This window comes from Pseudomonas capeferrum (assembly GCF_013523055.1).
Lineage (GTDB): Bacteria > Pseudomonadota > Gammaproteobacteria > Pseudomonadales > Pseudomonadaceae > Aquipseudomonas > Aquipseudomonas capeferrum_A.
In genome coordinates this window covers 208,551-229,372 of record NZ_JAAMQM010000008.1, presented here as the reverse complement: position 1 = coordinate 229,372, position 20,822 = coordinate 208,551, and the positions used below count along the sequence as shown (strand labels likewise).

22 protein-coding genes are annotated in these 20,822 nt (G+C 61.4%); 21 read left to right on the top strand and 1 reads right to left on the bottom strand.

Features of this window, described 5'->3' with window-relative positions:
- Positions 1-8 precede the first annotated feature (8 nt).
- Positions 9-1,469: a protein adenylyltransferase SelO gene (gene selO, locus G7009_RS11550; protein WP_181130203.1), complete on the top strand. Its 1,461-nt coding sequence runs from the start codon at positions 9-11 to the stop codon at positions 1,467-1,469.
- Between the two features lie 297 nt (positions 1,470-1,766).
- On the opposite strand, the gene G7009_RS11545 is transcribed toward selO, so the two are convergent.
- Positions 1,767-2,543 carry a ParA family protein gene (locus tag G7009_RS11545; RefSeq protein ID WP_181130202.1) on the bottom strand — a complete coding sequence of 259 codons (777 nt, stop codon included), beginning with the start codon at positions 2,541-2,543 and terminating at the stop codon, positions 1,767-1,769.
- A 315-nt stretch (positions 2,544-2,858) separates the two neighbouring features.
- Between G7009_RS11545 and G7009_RS11540 the strand changes: the two genes are divergently transcribed.
- The 20 genes from G7009_RS11540 to G7009_RS11445 are packed head-to-tail and all read left to right on the top strand — an operon-like array spanning position 2,859 to position 20,815.
- Positions 2,859-3,575, top strand: coding sequence for a beta-ketoacyl synthase chain length factor (locus tag G7009_RS11540; protein WP_181130201.1), 717 nt, complete (start codon positions 2,859-2,861; stop codon positions 3,573-3,575).
- Positions 3,551-4,363, top strand: coding sequence for a lysophospholipid acyltransferase family protein (locus G7009_RS11535; protein ID WP_181130200.1), 813 nt, complete (start codon positions 3,551-3,553; stop codon positions 4,361-4,363). Before G7009_RS11540 ends, G7009_RS11535 begins: the two co-directional genes overlap by 25 nt.
- A complete protein-coding gene (locus G7009_RS11530; RefSeq protein WP_181130199.1) occupies positions 4,338-4,610 on the top strand; it encodes a phosphopantetheine-binding protein in 273 nt (90 codons plus the stop codon). The genes G7009_RS11535 and G7009_RS11530 overlap by 26 nt, the downstream gene beginning before the upstream one ends.
- A gap of 9 nt (positions 4,611-4,619) precedes the next feature.
- Complete coding sequence (locus G7009_RS11525; protein ID WP_181130198.1) at positions 4,620-4,874, top strand: acyl carrier protein; 255 nt, start codon at positions 4,620-4,622, stop codon at positions 4,872-4,874.
- Entirely contained in the window at positions 4,871-5,416 is a 546-nt protein-coding gene (locus G7009_RS11520) for a COG4648 family protein (protein ID WP_181130197.1), read from the top strand. Before G7009_RS11525 ends, G7009_RS11520 begins: the two co-directional genes overlap by 4 nt.
- Complete coding sequence (locus G7009_RS11515; RefSeq protein WP_181130196.1) at positions 5,413-7,092, top strand: AMP-binding protein; 1,680 nt, start codon at positions 5,413-5,415, stop codon at positions 7,090-7,092. Before G7009_RS11520 ends, G7009_RS11515 begins: the two co-directional genes overlap by 4 nt.
- Positions 7,085-7,819: a glycosyltransferase family 2 protein gene (locus G7009_RS11510; RefSeq protein ID WP_181130195.1), complete on the top strand. Its 735-nt coding sequence runs from the start codon at positions 7,085-7,087 to the stop codon at positions 7,817-7,819. The genes G7009_RS11515 and G7009_RS11510 overlap by 8 nt, the downstream gene beginning before the upstream one ends.
- Positions 7,816-8,754, top strand: a complete 939-nt coding sequence (locus tag G7009_RS11505) for an LpxL/LpxP family acyltransferase (RefSeq protein WP_181130194.1) — start codon at positions 7,816-7,818, stop codon at positions 8,752-8,754. The genes G7009_RS11510 and G7009_RS11505 overlap by 4 nt, the downstream gene beginning before the upstream one ends.
- Entirely contained in the window at positions 8,735-10,279 is a 1,545-nt protein-coding gene (locus G7009_RS11500; RefSeq protein ID WP_181130193.1) for an HAL/PAL/TAL family ammonia-lyase, read from the top strand. The genes G7009_RS11505 and G7009_RS11500 overlap by 20 nt, the downstream gene beginning before the upstream one ends.
- Entirely contained in the window at positions 10,272-10,697 is a 426-nt protein-coding gene (locus G7009_RS11495; protein ID WP_181130192.1) for an acyl-CoA thioesterase, read from the top strand. The genes G7009_RS11500 and G7009_RS11495 overlap by 8 nt, the downstream gene beginning before the upstream one ends.
- Entirely contained in the window at positions 10,694-11,293 is a 600-nt protein-coding gene (locus G7009_RS11490; protein WP_181130191.1) for an outer membrane lipoprotein carrier protein LolA, read from the top strand. Before G7009_RS11495 ends, G7009_RS11490 begins: the two co-directional genes overlap by 4 nt.
- Entirely contained in the window at positions 11,277-13,601 is a 2,325-nt protein-coding gene (locus G7009_RS11485; RefSeq protein ID WP_375139549.1) for an MMPL family transporter, read from the top strand. Before G7009_RS11490 ends, G7009_RS11485 begins: the two co-directional genes overlap by 17 nt.
- On the top strand, positions 13,598-14,758 hold the full coding sequence (locus G7009_RS11480; RefSeq protein WP_181130190.1) for a sodium:proton antiporter: 1,161 nt from the start codon (positions 13,598-13,600) through the stop codon (positions 14,756-14,758). Before G7009_RS11485 ends, G7009_RS11480 begins: the two co-directional genes overlap by 4 nt.
- On the top strand, positions 14,745-15,992 hold the full coding sequence (locus tag G7009_RS11475) for an NAD(P)/FAD-dependent oxidoreductase (RefSeq protein WP_181130189.1): 1,248 nt from the start codon (positions 14,745-14,747) through the stop codon (positions 15,990-15,992). Before G7009_RS11480 ends, G7009_RS11475 begins: the two co-directional genes overlap by 14 nt.
- On the top strand, positions 15,989-16,729 hold the full coding sequence (locus G7009_RS11470; RefSeq protein ID WP_181130188.1) for a class I SAM-dependent methyltransferase: 741 nt from the start codon (positions 15,989-15,991) through the stop codon (positions 16,727-16,729). The genes G7009_RS11475 and G7009_RS11470 overlap by 4 nt, the downstream gene beginning before the upstream one ends.
- A complete protein-coding gene (locus G7009_RS11465) occupies positions 16,726-17,211 on the top strand; it encodes a hypothetical protein (protein ID WP_181130187.1) in 486 nt (161 codons plus the stop codon). Before G7009_RS11470 ends, G7009_RS11465 begins: the two co-directional genes overlap by 4 nt.
- Complete coding sequence (locus G7009_RS11460; protein ID WP_181130186.1) at positions 17,208-18,401, top strand: beta-ketoacyl-[acyl-carrier-protein] synthase family protein; 1,194 nt, start codon at positions 17,208-17,210, stop codon at positions 18,399-18,401. The genes G7009_RS11465 and G7009_RS11460 overlap by 4 nt, the downstream gene beginning before the upstream one ends.
- Complete coding sequence (locus G7009_RS11455; RefSeq protein WP_181130185.1) at positions 18,398-18,868, top strand: ApeP family dehydratase; 471 nt, start codon at positions 18,398-18,400, stop codon at positions 18,866-18,868. Before G7009_RS11460 ends, G7009_RS11455 begins: the two co-directional genes overlap by 4 nt.
- Positions 18,861-19,589 (top strand): 3-oxoacyl-ACP reductase FabG, encoded by a 729-nt coding sequence (gene fabG / locus G7009_RS11450; RefSeq protein ID WP_181130184.1) that lies wholly within the window; start codon positions 18,861-18,863, stop codon positions 19,587-19,589. Before G7009_RS11455 ends, fabG begins: the two co-directional genes overlap by 8 nt.
- Positions 19,589-20,815: a beta-ketoacyl-ACP synthase gene (locus tag G7009_RS11445; protein ID WP_181130183.1), complete on the top strand. Its 1,227-nt coding sequence runs from the start codon at positions 19,589-19,591 to the stop codon at positions 20,813-20,815. The genes fabG and G7009_RS11445 overlap by 1 nt, the downstream gene beginning before the upstream one ends.
- The last annotated feature ends 7 nt before the right edge of the window (positions 20,816-20,822 follow it).

Here is a 20,822-nt window from a genome sequence, read left to right as displayed (position 1 = left end):
GATGGCCGTTGAAAGCCCTCGACGAACTGACCTTCGACAACCGCTTCGCCCTCCTGGGCGATGTCTTTTCCACCCAGGTGTTGCCCGAACCCATCGCCGAACCGCGGCTGGTGGTCGCGAGCCAGTCGGCCATGGCCCTGCTCGACCTCGATCCGGCCCAGGCCGAGCTGCCGATATTCGCCGAATTGTTCAGCGGCCAGAAGCTATGGCAAGACGCCGATCCGAGGGCCATGGTCTATTCCGGCCACCAGTTCGGCTCCTATAACCCGCGCTTGGGTGACGGCCGCGGCCTGCTGCTGGGCGAAGTGCTGAACGACGCAGGGGAGCATTGGGACCTGCACCTGAAGGGTGCCGGGCCTACGCCCTATTCGCGCATGGGCGATGGGCGCGCGGTGCTACGTTCCTCGATTCGCGAGTTCCTGGCTTCCGAAGCCCTGCATGCGCTGGGTATACCGACCAGCCGGGCACTGTGCGTGGTCGGCTCGAGCACGCCGGTCTGGCGAGAGACGCGTGAGAACGCGGCGATGCTCCTGCGCCTGGCACAAAGTCATATACGCTTCGGTCACTTCGAATATTTCTATTACACGCGCCAGCCGGAGCAACAGCAACTGCTCATCGACCATGTACTGACGCTGCACTACCCCGAGTGCCAGGACGCCGAACAGCCTTATCTCGCGATGTACCGCACCATTGTCGAACGCAATGCCGAACTGATTGCCCGATGGCAGGCCTATGGCTTCTGCCATGGCGTGATGAACACCGACAACATGTCCATCCTGGGCATCACCTTCGACTTCGGGCCCTATGCTTTCCTCGATGATTTCGATGCCAACTTCATCTGTAACCATTCCGATGACCGCGGGCGCTACAGCTACAGCAACCAGGTGCCTATCGCGCACTGGAACCTCAGCGCCCTTGCGCAGGCACTGACTCCTTTCATCGAGGTCGAGGCGCTTAAGGAAACGCTGGAACTGTTCCTGCCGCTCTACAAGGCCCACTACCTCGACTTGATGCGTCGCCGCCTGGGCCTCACGACTGCCGAGGACGATGATCTGGCGCTTGTCGAAACCCTGTTGCAACGGATGCAGACCGGGGCGGTGGATTACACCCTGTTCTTCCGCAAGCTGGGCGAGCGTCCGGTCGAGGAAGCTCTCAAGGTGGTGCGTGACGACTTCATAGACCTTGCCGGTTTCGATCGCTGGGCCGAGGATTACCTGGCTCGCTGCCAACGGGAGCCGGAAAATGCCAACGGGCGGCGTGAACGCATGCACGCGGTCAACCCGCTGTACATCCTACGCAACTACCTGGCGCAGCGGGCCATCGAAGCGGCCGAAGCGGGCGATTACAGCGAGGTACGGCGTCTGTATCAGGTGCTATGCACGCCGTTCGACGAGCAGGTGGGGATGGAGCGTTATGCGGAGCGGCCGCCGGAGTGGGGCAAGCATCTGGAGATCAGTTGTTCGTCATGAGGGCGTGAGTTGAGGGCGGATCGAAGGCAGTGGACGCCCCAGGTTCTGAATAGCCACCGCTGGCGAAGCTGAATGTCCATTGGTATTGCCAGGCGAGCCCTTCGGCCTCGATCGCGGGGCAAGCCCGCTCGCCACCGGGTATGTGCATTAGCTACACCGCGCACTGGTGGCGAGCGGGCTTGCCCCGCGATCGAGGCCGAAGGACTCGCCTGGCAAGGAAAAGCACAAGCCTGCACGCTGGTCTTGGATGCACGGACCTGGACAACTAAGCCGCACGCCCCAACTATCCTGTCACACCTAGGTTCCAGCCTCCTCCAGAAACGAATGCAACTCCACGAACTGCTGCGTCAGCTTGTGCCTGGGATCCAGATGTATCAGCGGCAAGCTCGCATGATGCGACTCGCGCATCTTCACCGAGCTGTTCAAGTACACCGGCAACACCGGCAAGCCCTCTGCCAGCAACTCGTCGAGCATCTGCTGAGGCAGGCTGGCTCTTGACTGGAACTGGTTGACCACGATGCCCTCGACTATCAGGTCTTCGTTATGGTCCTCCCTGAGCTCTTCGATTTCCGATAACAGCCCATAGAGCGCCTGACGCGAAAAGCTGTCGCAATCGAAAGGGATCAGTACCCGGTCGGCGGCAATCAACGCTGACACCGCGTAGAAATTCAATGCTGGCGGCGTGTCGATATAGATCCGTTCGTAATCTTCATCCAGCTCGTCGAGCAACTTCCGCAACTTGTTGATCTTGTGCTTGGCTTCGAGCTTGGGCTGCAGGTCCGCCAGTTCCGGCGTCGCCGTCACGACGTGCAGGTTGTCGAAAGGCGTCTCGTAGATATCGACCTTGTTCTTCTTCCCGAAGGGGCCACTGGACAGTGACTGCTTGAAAAAATCGGCAATACCCATCGGGATGTCGTCGCCCGTCAATCCCGTCAGGTACTGGGTCGAATTGGCCTGTGCATCCAGGTCGATCAACAGGGTCCGGTAGCCTTCGTGAGCGCTGACTGCCGCGAGATTGCAAGCAATGCTCGATTTGCCCACACCACCTTTCTGATTGAATACCACGCGCCGCATGGAAGACCTCCTTGGACTGGGATAAGCGAGTATGTGGTGGTCACGCCGGCGTGACCAGCCTTGTCGTGCTCAAGGCTGTAGCAGGGCGACCAGTAGGTTGGTGAGACCGCTTATCGGGTATTTCTCACAGGCCTACCCGCCCTGCCTCACGCTTTGTAGGGCATTTATCCTATGGCCAATATGTAACCAGTATTTGCTACACACCCCAAGCACCGGGATAATGCGCGCCACTCGCCGAATACACCACAGCCTTTCAGGTCGTTTCCGAGTCACTGCCAAGACCAGGAAGTCCCTCAGGGCGAGAAGTAGAACGTTGTGATCACAGTCAATATCAGCCAGTGGTGTGCCTGGGCTCCAGGCCTGCAGACGCGCGCCGACTGGCAAGCATGGGCGACAGGAAATGTCTCGGCTTCGGCGGTAACGCAGGCGCCAGATGTCTCGTTCTTGCCCGCCTTGCAACGCCGCCGCCTGAGCACACTGGCGCGGATGGCATTTGCCGTGGGCTGGCCATTGGCTGAGGGTCTTGAAAAGTTACCGCTGGTCTTTGTTTCGCGTCACGGCGAAACCCCGCGCACTTTCGCGATCCTCAGCGAGCTGGCCCGCCAAGAGCCTCTGTCACCCACGCAGTTCAGCCTGTCAGTGCACAACGCGGTGATCGGCTTATGGTCGATCATGCGCGGTGAAACCAGCGAAATGACCGCCATTGCCGCAACAGATGACGGTTTCGAGCACGGCATGCTCGAGGCCGCGGGCCTGTTGAATGATGGTTCACCGGCGGTTCTGCTGATCATCGCCGAGGATGCGCCACCGGCGGCGTACCGTCAGTGGATCGATGACGTACCATTCGCCTACGCCGTGGGCTTGTTGTTGACACCTGGCAAACAGTGGCAATTGAGCTCGAGTGTTGCCGCTGATGTACCGGCAGCCGACTTGCCCCATGCCCTGAGCTGGCTTCGCGCCACGCTCAATGGCCAGAACGGTTTTATTCACTCAGGGAAGCGTTGTACATGGAATTGGCAGCACCGGCCGTGAGCAAGCCTCGCGATGCTTATTACTGGCGACTGCTGGCAACGGCCCTGAGCTTTTTCCTGTTCGGTGTAGGCGGCCTGTGCCTGCGCGCATTGGTATTTCCCCTATTGTCCCGTCTGCCCGGCGATGCGGTCCGTCACCGTCACCGCGCTCGTCAAACCATCGGATGGCTGTTCTGGCGGTTTGTCCGCTTCATGTCTGCCAGCGGTGTCCTGACGTATGAGATCACCGGCTGTGAGCGCCTCGGCAGACCAGGTCAGATAATCATCGCCAACCACCCTACGCTGATCGATGTGGTGTTTCTTATCGGCCTGGTGCGCCAAGCCAACTGCGTGGTCAAGCACGGTCTTTTCGTCAATCCCTTCACCCGTAGTCCGGTGAGGGAGGCACAGTACATTGCCAATGATGGCAGCATGGACATGCTCGATACCGCCGTGACGAGCCTACAGGAAGGCCAGACGCTGATCATCTTCCCCGAAGGTACCCGTACTCCGCCCGGCCAGGCACCGGCCTTCCATCGTGGCGCCGCCTCGATTGCATTGCGCGGTGCGAAGGTCATCACCCCAGTGGTCATCACGGTGGCTCCTGTCACTCTGACCAAGAATGAGCCCTGGTACCGAATCCCTTTGCGACGCGTGCACTTTCACCTGAGCGTGGGCAACGATATCGAGCCACAGACCTTTATCAGTCTGGGCCCGGCACCGCTTGCATCGCGCCGGCTAAACGACTTTCTGCATCTGCACTTCACCAAGGAGCTCGCCGAAGATGAGCGTTCCACAGCAAGAACTTAATCGCGACATCAAGCAGTTGATCATCGATTCCCTGGGCCTGGAAGATATCAGCGCTCAGGACATCGAGGATGACCAGACACTGTTCGGCGAAGGACTAGGACTGGACTCGGTCGACGCGCTCGAACTGGGTCTGGCGATCCAGAAACGCTACGGGATCAAGATCGACGCCGACGCCAAGGATACTCGCAACCATTTCACTAACGTGGCTAGCCTCGTGGCCTTCGTCACCGCCCGACAGGCAGCCTGAGACCGCACCATGCAAAACCGTGAAGACATCTTCAACACGCTGCGCGATGCTCTGGTCGAACTGTTCGAACAGGACCCCGCGCGCATCACTCTGGATTCCAATCTCTACCAGGACTTGGAGATCGACAGCATCGACGCCGTCGACCTGATCGACCATATCAAGCGCAAGACGGGCAAGAAGATCGCCGCCGATGATTTCAAATCGGTGCGCACCGTCAACGATGTGGTCGAAGCCGTTTATCGCCTGGTAAACCCGACGACATGAAACGACTGATCGGCCTGGGCCTGCTTCTGGCCGGTCTGCTCTACCCGTTCGCGGTGTATTTCGGGATGGCCCACTTTGCTCCCTGGCAGTATGGCCTGCTCCTCGGCGTCCTGTGGATGGCCCGCGCGCTGAGCACTCCGCGTCGCCCAGGCAGCCTGTGGATGGCCGTTCTGGCATTGGGGTTCTGTGGCGTGCTCGCGCTGTCCGACAGCCCGCAGTTGCTGCGCTGGTATCCAGTGCTGATCAGCGCCTTCCTGCTCGTGCTGTTTGGCCTCAGCCTGAAATACGGGCCACCGGTCGTCGAGCGCCTGGCGCGCCTGCGCGATCCGCAGCTGCCGCCCGTGGCGATCCGCTACACCCGCCGCGTGACCCAGGTCTGGAGCCTGTTCTTCCTGGTCAATGGCCTGATCGGCACCTGCTTGACCCTGTGGGCACCCTTGAGCTGGTGGACGCTATACAACGGCCTGATCGCCTATGTCGTGATGGGCCTGCTGTTCGCCATCGAATGGCTGATAAGACAACATGTGCGAGGACGCTCATGAAATGGATCAACCTTGAGCACCTGCTGCGCCCGCTGGATGCGCCGCGCGCGGTGACCCTGGAGCCTGCGCTCGACCATGCAGAACTCTGCCGGCAGGCGCTACAACTGGCGGGCGGCTTGCGCCAGCGCGGTGTGCAGCGCCTGGCCGTGTATCTGGAGGACGCCGGAGAGCTGGCCGTTGCCCTGCTTGGTGCATGGCGTGCTGGCGTTCAGGTCCTGATGCCGGCCGACCTGCAGGCGCAGACGCGTGAGCGCTGGCATGAGCAGGTCGACCTCTGGCTCAGCGATGCACCTGGCGATTGCGACCTGCAAGCGTTGTTCGCCGAGGCCTTGCCGGTCCAGGAACTTGACCTCGATCGTTGCACGATCAGCCTGTGCACTTCCGGTTCAAGCGGTGAGCCCAAGCGTATCGACAAGCAACTGCGTCAGCTGGCCAACGAAGTGACAGCCCTGGAACAACTCTGGGGCCGCGACTTGGACAATGCATGGATCATCGGTAGCGTCGCTACCCAGCACATCTATGGCCTGCTGTTCCGGGTACTCTGGCCGCTGTGCTCCGGGCGCGGCTTCACCCGCCGCCAGCTGCCCTTTCCCGAAGACCTGCAACGCGCCAGTCGTCAACATTCGCAGTTCGCATGGGTGGCTAGCCCAGCGCTACTCAAGCGCATGAGCGACAACCTCGATTGGCCCGCCCTGAGCCATGTCCGCCGAGTGTTTTCCTCCGGCGGCGCATTGCCACTGAATGCCGCCCAGGCATTGCGACAGCGGCTGGGCCAGTGGCCGATGGAAATCCTCGGCAGCTCGGAAACCGGCGGCATAGCCTGGCGCGAAGGCGACAACCTTTGGCAGCCATTCGCTGGCGTCGAGTTGACACCGGACGCACAGGGCACCATGCGCATCATCTCCCCTTACCTGCAGCCCGGTCAGGTGGAACAGGGCGCTGATGCCATCGAGATCGAGAAAGATGGCCGCTTCCGACTGCTCGGCCGTGTCGATCGCATCGTCAAACTGGAAGAAAAGCGCGTTTCTCTGCCCATGCTCGAAAAGGCCTTGTGCAGCCATGCTTGGGTGGCCGAAGTTCGGCTCGGCATGATCGAGGAGCGCCGTGCCTCGCTTGGAGCCTTACTGGTGCTAACGCCCAGTGGTATGCACGCGCTGCGCAACCTGGGCCGTCGTACCTTGCTCGAGACCTTGCGCCAACATCTGGCCCAGCACTGCGAAACACTGGCCTTGCCACGGCGCTGGCGCCTGTTGCGGCAACTGCCGCTCAATACCCAGGGCAAACTCACTCAGGCAGCACTACAGGACTTGTTGCAAGCGCCGCGCGGCATGGCGCCGGAAGTACTCGATGAAACCTGCGAAGACGGCCAGCTGCGTATGCGCCTGTGCGTGCCGGCTGATCTCGCTTGCTTTACAGGACATTTTCCGAAGACTCCCGTATTACCCGGCGTAGTCCAAATCGACTGGGCAATTGCCCTGGCCGCCCCCCTGATCGGCGCCCAGCAACGCTTCGTCGGCATGGAAGTACTCAAGTTCCAGCAACTGGTGCGCCCCGGCGATACCTTGGACTTGACCCTGCGCTTCGATCATGAGCGCAATAAACTTTATTTCACCTACACCTGCGCCGGGCGAGCTTGTTCCAGTGGCCGTATCGTACTGGAGGCTGCCAGTGCATAAGCCCTGCGCGGTGATTCCGGTATACAACCACGAGCATGCGGTGCCCACGGTCGTTTCTGACCTGTTGGCTGCCGGCTTGCCCTGCGTACTCGTGGATGACGCCAGTGACCCCGCGTGCGCGACGGTGCTACGTCAGCTAGCGGAGCACCCACAGGTTTTCCTGGTCCAGCTCATGCAGAATCAGGGCAAGGGCGGTGCGGTGATGGCAGGGCTGCGCGAAGCTGGTCGCCTGAGCTTCAGTCATGCCCTGCAAGTCGACGCCGACGGTCAGCACGACCTGGCCGACGTTGCCTCCTTCATCTCGCAGTCGCAGGCACACCCCCAGGCGCTGGTAGGGGGCTATCCGCAATACGACGACAGCGTGCCCAAGGCGCGCCTTTACGCTCGTTACCTGACCCATGTTTGGGTTTGGATCAACAGTCTGTCGTTGGCCATCCCTGACTCGATGTGCGGCTTTCGAGTCTACCCCCTACCCGCCACGCTGGCGCTGATCGACTCAGTGGCGCTTGGGCGACGCATGGACTTCGATCCAGAGATTCTCGTGCGCCTGTCCTGGCGTAACCAGCCCATGTGCTGGTTGCCTACCCGGGTGCATTACCCAAAGGACGGAATCTCGCACTTTCGCCTGTTCCACGACAATGCACTGATCTCGAAGATGCATACCAAGCTGTTCTTCGGCATGCTCCTGCGGGCACCCTTGATTCTCTGGCGACGGTGGCGCGGATGAGCAGCCAAGAGCGACACTGGGCCAACCATGAAGAACGCGGCAGCTTCTGGCTGATGAAGCTCACCGCGCTACTGGTGCGATTGTTTGGCCGACGCCTGCTCAGCCCAGTGATCTACGCGATCGTGCTGTATTTCTTCCTCTTTGGTCGGCGCGCCCGGCGCGCCGCCTGGCAATATCAGCAGCGCCTGTCGCAGTGGAGCGGCGCGCGCGTGCCAGCACCCAGTCACTGGCACGTGTTCACTCAGTTCATGGCGTTCGCCGAAGCCCTGCTGGACAAGCTCGACGTATGGAACGGCAGACTGGGCATCGAGGATATCGAGATCATCGACCCCGGTCAGTTGCGCCAGCAACTGCGCGGTGAGCGCGGGCAGATGTTGGTGGGTGCACACCTGGGCAACCTGGAGGTATGCCGTGCCCTGGCCGAACTGGGCGAGCAGGTGACCATGAACGTGCTGGTGCACACTCGCCATGCCGAACGTTTCAACCGCCTGCTGGGCGAGGCAGGCGCAAGCAACCTGCGGCTCATCCAGGTCAGCGAACTGGACCCGGCCATCATGCTCCAGCTGAGTCAGCGCCTGGAGCGCGGCGAGTGGCTGGCTATCGCGGGTGATCGGGTGCCGCTGCATGGCGCGCGTACCGTCGAGGTAGATTTCCTCGGCCACCCGGCTGCCTTTCCTCAGGGGCCTTGGTTGCTGGCCGGCCTGCTTGGCTGTCCGCTCAACCTGCTGTTCTGCCTCAAGCACCAGGGACGCTATCAGGTCACCCTTGAACCCTTCGCGCAGCGTGTGCAGTGGCGCCGTAGCCAGCGCGATCAGGTAATCGCCGAATGGACCTCACGTTATGCCGATCGTCTTGGCCACTATTGCCTGCAAGCGCCAAGGCAATGGTTCAATTTCTACCCGTTCTGGAAGTCCGATGACGACCCATACGCATGAGCCTGTAACCTTCGGCGAATCGCCGCTCTCGATCGAGGACATCCTCGCGCTGACCCAGCGCCAGGCCGACCCGCAGCTGCAGGATGACCCCGCCTATCGTCAGCGCATCGCTCGTGGTGCGCAGTTCCTTGAAACCTTGCTGGACAAGGAAGGAGTGATCTATGGCGTCACTACCGGCTATGGCGACTCGTGCGTGGTAGCCGTACCACTGGAACATGTCGAAGCCCTGCCGCGTCATCTGTACACCTTCCATGGTTGTGGCCTGGGACGGCTGCTCGACGCCCAGTCGACGCGCGCCGTGCTCGCGGCGCGCCTGCAGTCGTTATGTCATGGCGTTTCCGGGGTGCGCCTGGAACTGCTGGAGCGTCTGAAGGCTTTCCTTGTGCACGACATCCTGCCGCTGATACCTGAAGAGGGTTCGGTAGGAGCCAGCGGTGATCTGACGCCGCTGTCCTATGTGGCCGCCGCCCTCTCGGGCGAGCGTGAAGTGCTCTACCAAGGCCAGCGTCACAGCGCCGTCGATGTGCACCGCGAACTAGGCTGGCAACCGCTGGTGCTACGCCCCAAGGAAGCGTTGGCCCTGATGAACGGCACCGCGGTGATGACCGGTCTTGCCTGCCTGGCCTTCGCCCGCGCCGACTACCTGCTCAAGCTGGCCACGCGAATCACCGCGCTGAACGTCATCGCCCTGCAAGGCAACCCGGAACATTTCGACGAGCGCTTGTTCGCCGCCAAACCGCACCCTGGGCAGATACAAGTCGCCGCCTGGCTGCGCCAGGACCTGGCCATCGACGCACCTACCGCGTCGTTGCACCGTTTGCAGGATCGTTATTCGCTACGTTGTGCGCCTCATGTGCTGGGCGTGCTGGCCGACAGCCTGGGTTGGCTGCGCGGCTTCATCGAAACCGAACTCAACAGCGCCAACGACAACCCGATCATCGATGGCGACGGCGAGCGTGTACTGCATGGCGGACACTTCTATGGCGGACATATCGCTTTTGCCATGGACAGCTTGAAGACGCTGGTGGCCAATGTCGCCGATCTTCTCGACCGGCAGTTGGCCCTGCTGGTGGACGTGCGTTACAACCATGGGCTGCCGAGCAATTTGTCCGGCGCCAGCGCCGAACGCGCCATGATCAACCACGGTTTCAAGGCTGTACAGATCGGCGCCAGCGCCTGGACTGCCGAAGCGTTGAAACACACCATGCCAGCCAGCGTATTCTCGCGTTCCACCGAATGCCACAATCAGGACAAGGTGAGCATGGGCACCATCGCCGCTCGCGACGCCCTGCGCGTACTGGAGCTGACCGAACAAGTCGCCGCCGCGAGCTTGCTGGCCGCCAACCAGGGCGTCTGGTTGCGCGCACGTGAAGCCGATGCGCGATCGTTACCGGCAGCCTTGGCGCACATGCACCGGCAACTGCTGGAAGACTTCGCCCCGGTCGTCGAAGACCGCGCACTGGAAGCAGACCTGCGCCTGTGCCTTGCACGTATTGCCGAACGGCACTGGAGGCTGCATGCGTAAGGCAGGCGTCTACCACCTCGACACCGTGGTCATCGTGCCCTTCTTCGACGTCGACAGCATGCACATCGTCTGGCACGGCCATTACGTCAAGTACCTGGAGGTTGCCCGCTGCGCGCTGCTCGACAGCCTCGACCACAACTACCTGCAGATGCGCGAATCAGGCTATGCCTGGCCTGTGATCGATCTGCAAGTGCGCTATATCCGCGGCGCCATCTTCGGCCAACGCCTGACGGTGCGCGCCAGCCTCGTGGAATGGGAGAATCGCCTGAAGATCAACTACCTGATCAGCGATGCCGCAAGCGGTGAGCGCATGACGCGTGCAAGCTCGATACAGGTCGCGGTAAAGATCGACAGCAATGAGATGCAACTGGCATCGCCCCAGGTTTTACTCGACGCCGTTCAGCGAGTACTGACATGAGCCGTTTGCTGCGTAGCCTGGGTTGCCTGCTGCTGATGGTCAGCCCGCTGGCGCTGGCGTTCGACATGAACGACCTGCAAAGACAATTGAGTGCACCGGCCGTGATCCAGGGCCCGTTCGTTCAGGAGAAACACCTGCGCGCGCTACCGCAGCCGCTGCTGAGCAAAGGACACTTTGTCCTGGCCCGCGACCATGGCCTGCTGTGGCGGCTGCAGACGCCACTGCAGCAGGATTATCGGATCAATGCAAAAGGCATCGCTCGCCGCGACCCCAATGGCTGGCAGACACTACCGGGCAAAAGTACCGCAGCCGAGCAGAATCGCTTGTTCTTCGCGGTTCTGCAGGGCGACAGCAGTGGCCTTGAGCGCGATTTCGAACTGAGCTTGCAAGGCGATGCCGCGCATTGGCAGTTGCGCCTGATACCGCGCTCGCTGTTGCTCAAGCAAATCTTCACACGCATCGATATCACCGGCGCAGATTTCGTCGAGCGGATCGTGCTGCGAGAAACGCAGGGCGACAGCACCGTCTTGCGTATGCCGCAGAGCAGCAGCGCTGACCGCTTGAACGACGTGGAGCAACGTGATCTTGTTGAATGAGCGTCTGCTACCGCGTCTGTTCCTGGCATTGCTGCTGGCGGCGCTCGCCATTGCGGGCTGGCAATGGCACAGCGGCGCACCGCTGACGGCCGACCTGATGAGCTTGGTCCCCGGTGCCACACAGGACCCGACCGTGCAACGCGCCGAGCAGCGCATACAGGAGCCGCTGAACCGCGAAATTCTGGTTCTCGTCGGACACCCCGAGCGCCAGCGCGCGCTGGACCTGGCACGCCAGTTGGGTGAACAGTGGCAAGCAAGCGGACTGTTCGAGAAGGTCCAATGGAGCCTGCAGACTGACTTGCAGGCGCTACGACAGCAGCTGCTCCAGGGACGCCTGGCGATGCTCTCCTCGGCAGACCGCAAGCAATTGATCGAGCAGCCCCAGCGCTTCATCGAACAACGAATCAAAAGTCTGTTCGATCCCTTCGCCGGGGTCAGCCTGGTCGCCAGTCAGGATGACTGGCTAGGTTTGACCGGACGTATCCAGGAAAGCCAACCAAGACCCGCCAACGTGCAACTAGACACTGCCAGCGGTGCGTTGGTCGCCGAGTCGGACGGCCGGAATTGGGTTTTACTGCGCGCTCGCACTTTAGGTAATGCTTTCGACATGCGCTTGCCGCTGGAGGTTGCCGACCTACTGGCCAGCAGCCGCATCGAGAGCGATACAGTCGGCGCGCGATTGCTGGCGGCCAGCGGCCTGCTGTATGCCGCCAATGGCCAGCGCCAGGCCAGTCAGGAAATAACCTGGGTCGGGGGCGGCGCCACACTCGGGATCCTTCTGCTATTGCTGCTGGCTTTTCGTCGCTGGCAGGTGCTATTGGCTTTCGTGCCGGTCCTGGTCGGGATGCTGTTCGGTAGCGTGGCCTGCGTGGCGCTGTTCGGTCAGATGCACGTCATGACCCTGGTACTGGGCTCTAGCCTGATCGGCGTTGCCATCGACTATCCCCTGCATTACCTGTCCAAGAGTTGGAGCCTGCGCCCCTGGCACAGCTGGTCAGCGCTGCGCCTGACTCTGCCCGGCTTAAGCTTGAGCCTGACCACCAGCTGCATAGGTTACCTAGCGCTGGCGTGGACTCCTTTTCCTGCGCTGACTCAGATAGCTGCGTTCTCCGCTACGGGACTGATTGGTGCCTACCTGTGTGCAGTGTGTCTGCTGCCGACGCTGCTCAAGGAAGTCGAACTGAAACCGGCACAATGGCCGCTGGACCTCGCCCAGAGACTGATAGAACTACGCCATCGCCTCTTACAGAAGGTTTCAAGCACGGTTCTGCTCGGTTTGCTACTGCTGTTCTGCGCAACCGGAGTCTGGAAACTCAATAGTCATAATGACATCCGCCAGTGGGTTGGAAGCCCTGTGCAGTTGCTCGAAGAAGCCCGAGCTGTGGCACGGATCACCGGCTATCAACCCACCAGCCAGTTTTATCTTGTTCGCGCAGGCGATCAGGAGCAGTTGCTCGATCGTTTGCAAGTATTGGACGGCCGGCTCGATGAGCTGGTTGCGCAGGGCAAGCTCAAGGGCTACATGTCGCTTAGCCAATTGGTCGCCAGCCCTGCGCGGCAACTGCAGGCACGCCAGGCCGTGAGCGGCCTGCCAGAACACTGGCAGCCGTTGCTGGCGCTGGGCGTGCCTGAACAGGCGCTGGTAGCGGAACTGAAGCATTTGCAGGCACTGCCAACGATGGGCATCGATCCTGTATTGGCAGGGCCGCTGGGTGAAGCTTGGCGTCCTCTGTGGCTAGGTAAGGATGGGACGGGCGTGGCGACGATCGTCAGTCTGCAAGGTCAGGCCGATTCATCATTGCTGCGCTTGCAAACCCAAGCGCTGGACGGCGTGCAACTGGTCGACCGCCTTGGCGAGTTGAACCAGCTGTTCGCGGCCACGCAGGTCAGCGCCGCAGAGCTGAAACTGCTGTCTTGCGCGCTGATCTTGATATTGCTGGCGCTACCCTTCGGCTTCAACAGCGCTCTACGCATCGTTACCCTGCCATTGCTCGCTGCCCTTTGTAGCTTGGCCAGCCTTGGCTGGCTTGGTCAGCCCCTGACCCTGTTCGGCGTATTCGGCCTCTTGCTAGTGACGGCGATAAGCGTCGACTACGCGATCCTCATGCACGAGCAGGTCGGCGGTGCCGCCGTCAGCTTGCTGGGCACTTTGCTAGCCGCCTTGACCACTTGGCTGTCCTTTGGCCTGCTCGGTTTGTCGAGCACCCCGGCAGTGAGTCATTTCGGCCTGGCGGTAAGCCTGGGCCTTGTTTTCAGTTTCCTCCTGGCACCCTGGGCGGCCCATCGCGATGGAGCGCATCAGCCATGACTGTGTTCCTATTCTGGGCCTTTGCTTTTGTGTTATTCCTGGTTGCCAGCACGGTCGGCAAGCGCCTGGGCCTGATCCCCATCGTCAGTCAGTTACTGCTCGCCACCTTGGGCCTGCCATTACTGATGTTGTTCTGGGTCGAGCCGCACTGGCAGCTCAGCGGCGCTGAACTGGTCGCACCGACCTGGCTGAGGATTATGTACGGCCTTGGCTTCGCCTTGTTGCTCGGGCACATTCTCACGGATGTCGTGGAATTGCGCTTTGATCCGCAGAGTCTCAAGATCGCCCTGCCCAGCTTTCTTGTCCCGTTCGCCTGCGGCACCGCCTGCGCCCTGTTTCTGCTATCCGAGCAAACGCCGGTCGGCACCCTGGCTCTGGGATTGGTGTTCGCCATTACAGCAATCCCGGTGCTCTATCTATACCTGCAGGCCATTGATTATCCAGTGGCTGCCAGTCGTCGGTTGATGCAATCGGCCATTCTTATCGACCTGCTCTGCTGGCTCTTGCTGGGCCTTGGCCAAGGCAGCCTGCAACCGAGCACTCTGATTCTGCCACTGCTCGGCGCCTTTCTTGTACTGCCCCTGCATGCGCTGGGCTTGCGCGCACCACGCGCCTATAGCCTGCTGTTCTTTGTCCTGCTGTTCATTTGCGAACATTACCGGCTGAACGCGTTGATCTTCGGCATCGGTTATCTGGCTTGCCTGAGCCGGCTCGAGGTACCGATGTGCTTGCCTATTCCGGCTCTGTGGAACCGCCGCTTGCAGCACACCGTGGCGATCCCGCTGATACTTACCTTTGGCATCGTTCAAATCGATATTCACCAGGCTCTGCAGGGTTTCGACGCCCTGCAGCTCGGGGCGCTGCTGGTGCTGCCCATTGTCAGCAAGCTGCTAGGCAACTGGTTGGGTCTGAGCTGGGCTACACCCTCGTTCGTCGGCGCCAGCAAGTGGCGCGAGAGCCTGCTGCTGAACATTCGAGGCTTGAGCGAAATCATCTTTCTCAACCTGCTGCTGCAACAGCAATTGATCAGCCCGGCGTTGTATTTCGCCCTGATGCTGATGAGCCTGGTCGCCACTCTGATGCCTGCACTGGCCGGCCTGCACCGAATTCCCCTGACCACTGCGCCAACGCCAAGGAGGCATCATGCCGAACACTGAATTGCAAAAACGCCGGGTACTGGTCATTGGCGCCGGCCCTTCCGGTGCCATCGCCGCCGCCTTGCTCAAGCGCAACGGCCACGATGTGCTGATCCTCGAGCGCCAGCGCTTTCCGCGGTTTTCCATTGGTGAAAGCCTGTTAGCCCACTGCCTGGACTTCGTCGAAGAAGCCGGTATGCTTGAAGCCCTCGAAGCGGCCGGTTTCCAGCACAAGAACGGCGCCGCGTTCGCCTGGGGCGAGGAATATTCGGACTTCGATTTCGGCCAGACCTTTACCCAAGGCAAGCCCGGCACCTTCCAGGTTCAGCGTGCGCGCTTCGACCAGCTACTGGCCGATCAGGCCGAGGCCCAGGGCGTAGAAATCCGCTATGAGCACGAGATCATCAGCGCCGACATGAGCGGCGAGCGACCGTTGCTCCGTGCCCGGCGTCTCGATGGCAGCGAATACCTGGTCGAAGCCGCTTTCGTCCTCGATGCAAGCGGCTACGGACGGGTGCTGCCGCGCCTGCTTGACCTTGAGGCACCATCGAACTTCCCGGCGCGTCGGGCAGTATTTACCCATATCGAAGACCGCATCAGCGCCCCGTCATTCGATCGCGATAAAATCCTCATCACCACCCACCCCCAGCACCGCGACATCTGGTTCTGGACCATCCCTTTCAGCGATGGCCGCTGTTCGCTGGGCGTGGTCGCCGCCGACGAACATTTCCAGGTCGCGCCCCAGGACCTCGATGCTTGCCTCAAGCAGTTCGTCGAACAGACACCCAGCCTTCGCAAGGTACTCGGCAACGCAGTCTGGGACACCCCAGCGCGGACCATCGGCGGCTATTCGGCCAACGTCAAGGCGCTGCATGGACCAGGCTTTGCGCTGCTGGGCAATGCCGCCGAATTCCTCGATCCGGTGTTTTCCTCGGGTGTAACCATCGCCATGCGGTCGGCCAGCATGGCTGCGGGGCTGTTGCATCGCCAACTGCAGGGTGAGCAGGTAGATTGGCAGGGCGAGTTCGCCGAGCCGCTCAAGCGCGGTGTGGACACCTTCCGGGCTTATGTCGAGGGCTGGTACGACGGCAGTTTCCAGGACGTGATCTACCATCCGGCCAGCTCGCCGGAGATCCGCGCCATGATCAGCTCGATCCTCGCCGGTTACGCTTGGGACCTGCGTAACCCCTTCGTCGCCGAACCTAAGAGGCGCCTGCGTACCCTGGCCGAAATCTGCGCGAGGACGCCAGCATGAACGGACCGTTTCTCAGTGAGACTTACGTCGAGGAAACGCGCTTCGGCTTCTGGTTCCTGCGCAGTCACACGTGGCAGCATCACGTGTTGCGAGTAGCGATCAACGACCTGCGCGGTCTTTTCGAGGACGAACCTCCCATTGCGCCGGTGCTGGTCGACGCCGGCTGCGGCCAGGGTAAGTCATTCCAGTATCTGGAGCAGGTATTCGCACCCTCGCGTCTAGTGGGAATCGATGCCGACCCACGCAGCCTCGCCCTGAGTTCGGCGGAGGCAGAGCGCCAGGGAATTCGCGTGGAGTTGCTGGGTAGTGACTGCGCAGAACTGCAGTTGGCCGACGCCAGTGTGGACATCCTGTTCTGCCATCAGACGTTTCATCACTTGGTCGAGCAGGAAAAGGCCTTGGCCGAGTTCTACCGAGTACTCAAGCCTGGTGGTTACCTGCTGTTTGCCGAGTCTACCGAGGCGTACATCGACACCTGGGTGATCCGTTGGCTGTTCCGTCACCCCATGCACGTACAGAAGAGCGCTGCACGGTATCTTCAGATGCTGCGCGATCAGGGCTTCGCATTTGCCTCGCATAACGTGTCGTTTCCCTACCTCTGGTGGAGCCGCTCGCAAGATTTCGGCCTGCTCGAACGGCTAGGTTTGCGCAAGCCACCCGCCGTCGGCCAACGCGAGGAAACCTTGGTCAACGTGGTCGCTCGCAAGCCGCTCGAGCGACGAGTGGAGCAGCCATGAGAGCAATTTTGCTCGTGCTCGCGGCGCTGCTGGTGAGTGCCTGTGCCTCACGCCCGCCGCTGCCCAGCCAGTTGCCGCCATTGACGCTGCCTATGCAGCTGCATGTGCAGCGTGAGCAAGTCGGTGAGCGCCAGGACTGGTTGCTGGTGATCCAGCGCGAGGACAGCACGTTACGCTGGTCGCTGCTCGATCTGCTGGGTATTCCACAGGCGCGACAATTGCTCGACAGGCAGCGATGGCAGACCGATGGTCTGCTGCCACCCAATCCCGCGGCCCGCGAACTGTTCGCCGCCGTGTTGTTTGCACTGACGCCCGAGGCAGATCTGCAGCAACTTTATCCACAGGCACGACACCAGGGCAACCAACGCTGGTTGGGAACGCGTTGGCAGGTCACCTATCGGCATGCCGACGACTTCAGCTTGAACCTTGAGCAAGGCCTGCGTTATCTAGTCAGACCCCTGCCTAGCGAGACTGCGCCATGACCGCCTACCTCAATTCCCTTGGCCTGGTCTGCACGCTCGGCGGCGACCAGGCAGAGGTAGCGCGCCGACTGTTCGCCGGCGACTGCAGTGGTATGCAGCTACAGGATGGCTGGATACCTGGCCGCCGTCTTCCGGTAGGCGCCGTGGTCGGTCCCTTGCCGCAGTTGCCCCTGCCCAAGTCGCAGAGCCACAACAACCAGCTGCTGTATGCGGCAGCGCTGCAGATCGAGACCGACATCCGACAGGCCATTGAGCGTCATGGTCGGCACCGTATCGGTATCGTCCTGGGCACCAGTACATCTGGAATCGCAGAAGCCGCCGACGGTGTCGCTCAGTATCTTCAGACCCAGCGGTTTCCGGCAGATTACCGTTATGTCGAGCAAGAGCTCAGCGCGCCGGCCAACTTCCTGGCTGACTGGCTGCAGCTCAGCGGGCCGGCTCATGTCATCTCCACAGCTTGTACCTCCAGCGCCAGGGCGCTGCTCAGTGCTCGTCGGCTGCTCGACCTGAACCTGTGCGACGCGGTTCTGTGCGGCGGAGTAGACAGCCTGTGCGGCCTTACTCTCAACGGCTTCTCGGCACTGGAGGCGCTCAGCACAGAGCGATGCAATCCATTTTCGGCGAACCGCGATGGCATCAACATCGGCGAAGGGGCGGCATTGTTCGTGATGAGTCGCGAGCCGCAACGCGAGGGTCAGTCGATCGCTTTGCTCGGCGTCGGCGCCAGTTCCGACGCGCACCATATCTCGGCTCCGGAGCCCAGCGGCAAGGGCGCCTTCCAGGCCATGGTCAAAGCCCTGAAGAATGCTGGCCTGGCTCCGACACAGATTGATTACCTGAACCTGCATGGCACTGCCACCCGACATAACGATGCCATGGAGAGCCTTGCCGTAGAGCAGCTGTTCGGCGATACGCTGGTGTGCTCCTCAAGCAAGCCGATGACCGGGCATACCCTGGGCGCCGCGGGCGCGCTGGAAGCCGCTTTCTGCTGGTTGACCCTAAGCCGGGAAAACCAGCAGGGGCGGTTGGTACCTCATGTATGGGACGGTCATGCCGACCCGCAGTTGCCCGCCCTCAATCTGGCCGATGGCAGCCAGCGCCTGCCCACCAGGGGCCTGCGCCGCCTGATGAGCAACTCGTTCGCCTTCGGTGGCAACAACATCAGCCTGATTCTCGGAGATACCCCATGATCACCTGGTCCTTGGCCGAATTGCTGCCGCATGCTGGCGACATGATCCTTATCGATGAGGTCGACAGTTGCGACGACGAGCAGATTCATACGCGCCTTACGGTTCGCTCCGGCGGCCTGTTCAATCGCCCCGACGGTAGCCTGCCAGCCTGGCTCGGCATAGAACTGATGGCCCAGAGTGTCGCGGCTTACGCGGGCTGCCGCGCGCACCGCCTTGGCCAAGACGTGGAGCTGGGTTTTCTGCTCGGCACGCGCAAGTTCGAGTGCAATGTGGAACACTTTCCGGCCGACACCGTTTTGCAGGTTCACGCCTTGCGGTCGCTGGAAGACGATAACGGCATGGGAGTGTTCGAATGTCACCTGCGCGGCCCTGGCATTCATGCCAGCGCTCGTCTGAATGTGTACCGCCCGCCACAGGCGGCCAGCTACCTGGCCGAAGCGGGCCCTGAGGAGTCTCCCCATGACTGACACCATTCTGGTCACCGGCTCCAGCCGTGGCATCGGCCAGGCTATCGCCTTGCGCCTGGCCCGTGCTGGCTACGATCTGGTCCTGCATTGTCGCAACGGCCGCAGCGAGGCCGACGCCGTCGCCGAGCACGTCCGGGCCCTGGGCCAACAGGCGCGGGTATTGCAGTTCGACATTGCGGACCGGGCCGCCTGCGCGGCAACTCTCGTTGAGGATGTCGAGTCTCACGGCGCCTATTACGGCGTGGTCTGCAATGCAGGCCTTACCCGTGACGGTGCTTTCCCGGCGCTTACCGATGACGACTGGGATCAGGTGATTCGTACCAACCTGGATGGTTTCTACAACGTCCTGCACCCGCTGACCATGCCCATGATCCGCCGCCGCGCGCCGGGCCGCATCGTCTGCATCACCTCGGTTTCGGGCTTGATCGGGAACCGTGGTCAGGTCAACTACAGCGCCTCCAAGGCAGGCTTGATCGGCGCCGCAAAGGCCTTGGCCATCGAATTGGGCAAACGTCGCATTACCGTCAACTGTGTGGCCCCAGGCCTGATCGATACAGCGATGCTGGACGAAAACGTGCCTGTCGAAGAACTGTTGAAAATGATTCCCGCGCAACGCATGGGCACCCCTGCAGAAGTCGCCGGTGTCGTGAATTTCCTGATGTCCGAAGAAGCCGCGTACATCACCCGTCAGGTCATCGCAGTCAATGGAGGCCTGTGTTGATGAAGCGCGTAGTGATCACCGGCATGGCCGGCATAACCTCATTGGGCAGAGACTGGGCCACGATTTCGAAAAATTTCGCGGCCAACCGTAGCGGCATCCGGCGCATGGATGAATGGAACCGTTTCGAAGAACTGAATACCCGTCTGGCCGGGCCTATCGATGACTTCACGGTTCCTGGACACTGGACCCGCAAGCAGTTACGCAGCATGGGCAGGGTGTCGCGACTGGCCGTAGCCGCCGCCGAGCGGGCTTTGACCGACGCAGGCCTGCTTGATGATCCGAGCATCCGCGACGGCAGCATGGGCGTGGCTTGCGGCTCGTCCACCGGCAGCACCGAGGAAATCAAGGCGTTCGGCAACATGCTGCTCAACTCCGTAGCCGACGGCCTCAACGCCAACTCTTATGTGCGTATGATGCCGCATACTACCGCGGCCAACATCAGCATCTTCTTCGGCCTGACGGGCCGCCTGATCCCGACCTCCAGCGCCTGCACCAGTGGCAGTCAGGGCATCGGCTATGCCTACGAGGCGATCAAGTTCGGTCGCCTGCCGATGATGCTCGCCGGTGGCGCGGAAGAGCTGTGCCCCACCGAGGCGATGGTCTTCGATGCGCTGTACGCCACCAGCTTGAAAAACGATACCCCGCACCTTAGTCCGCGCCCCTACGACAGCGCGCGTGATGGCCTGGTCATTGGCGAAGGTGCCGGCATGCTGGTGCTCGAAGAGCTGGAACATGCGTTGGCGCGCGGCGCGACCATCCACGCCGAGATCGTCGGGTTCGGCAGCAATGCCGATGGCCAGCACACGACCCGGCCTGAAGAGTCGACCATGCGCCGGGCGATGGAATTGGCACTGGCAGATGCCGATCTGTCGCCGAAAGCCATTGGCTACGTCAACGGCCACGGTACCGCTACCGAACAAGGCGACATCGCCGAGACGCTGGCCACCAATAAGCTGTTCGGCGCACAGATGCCTATCAGCTCGCAAAAAAGCTTCCTCGGTCATACCTTGGGCGCTTGCGGAGCACTGGAATCATGGTTCAGCATCGAAATGATGAACCGTGACCAGTACGTCCACACGCTCAACCTGGATAACGTCGATCCGCTGTGCGGCGAGTTGGACTACCTGCGCGGCGAGCCTCGCTACCTGTGCAATGACTATGTGATGAACAACAACTTCGCGTTTGGCGGCGTCAACACTTCGTTGATCTTCCGCCGCTGGAACTGATTGTCCA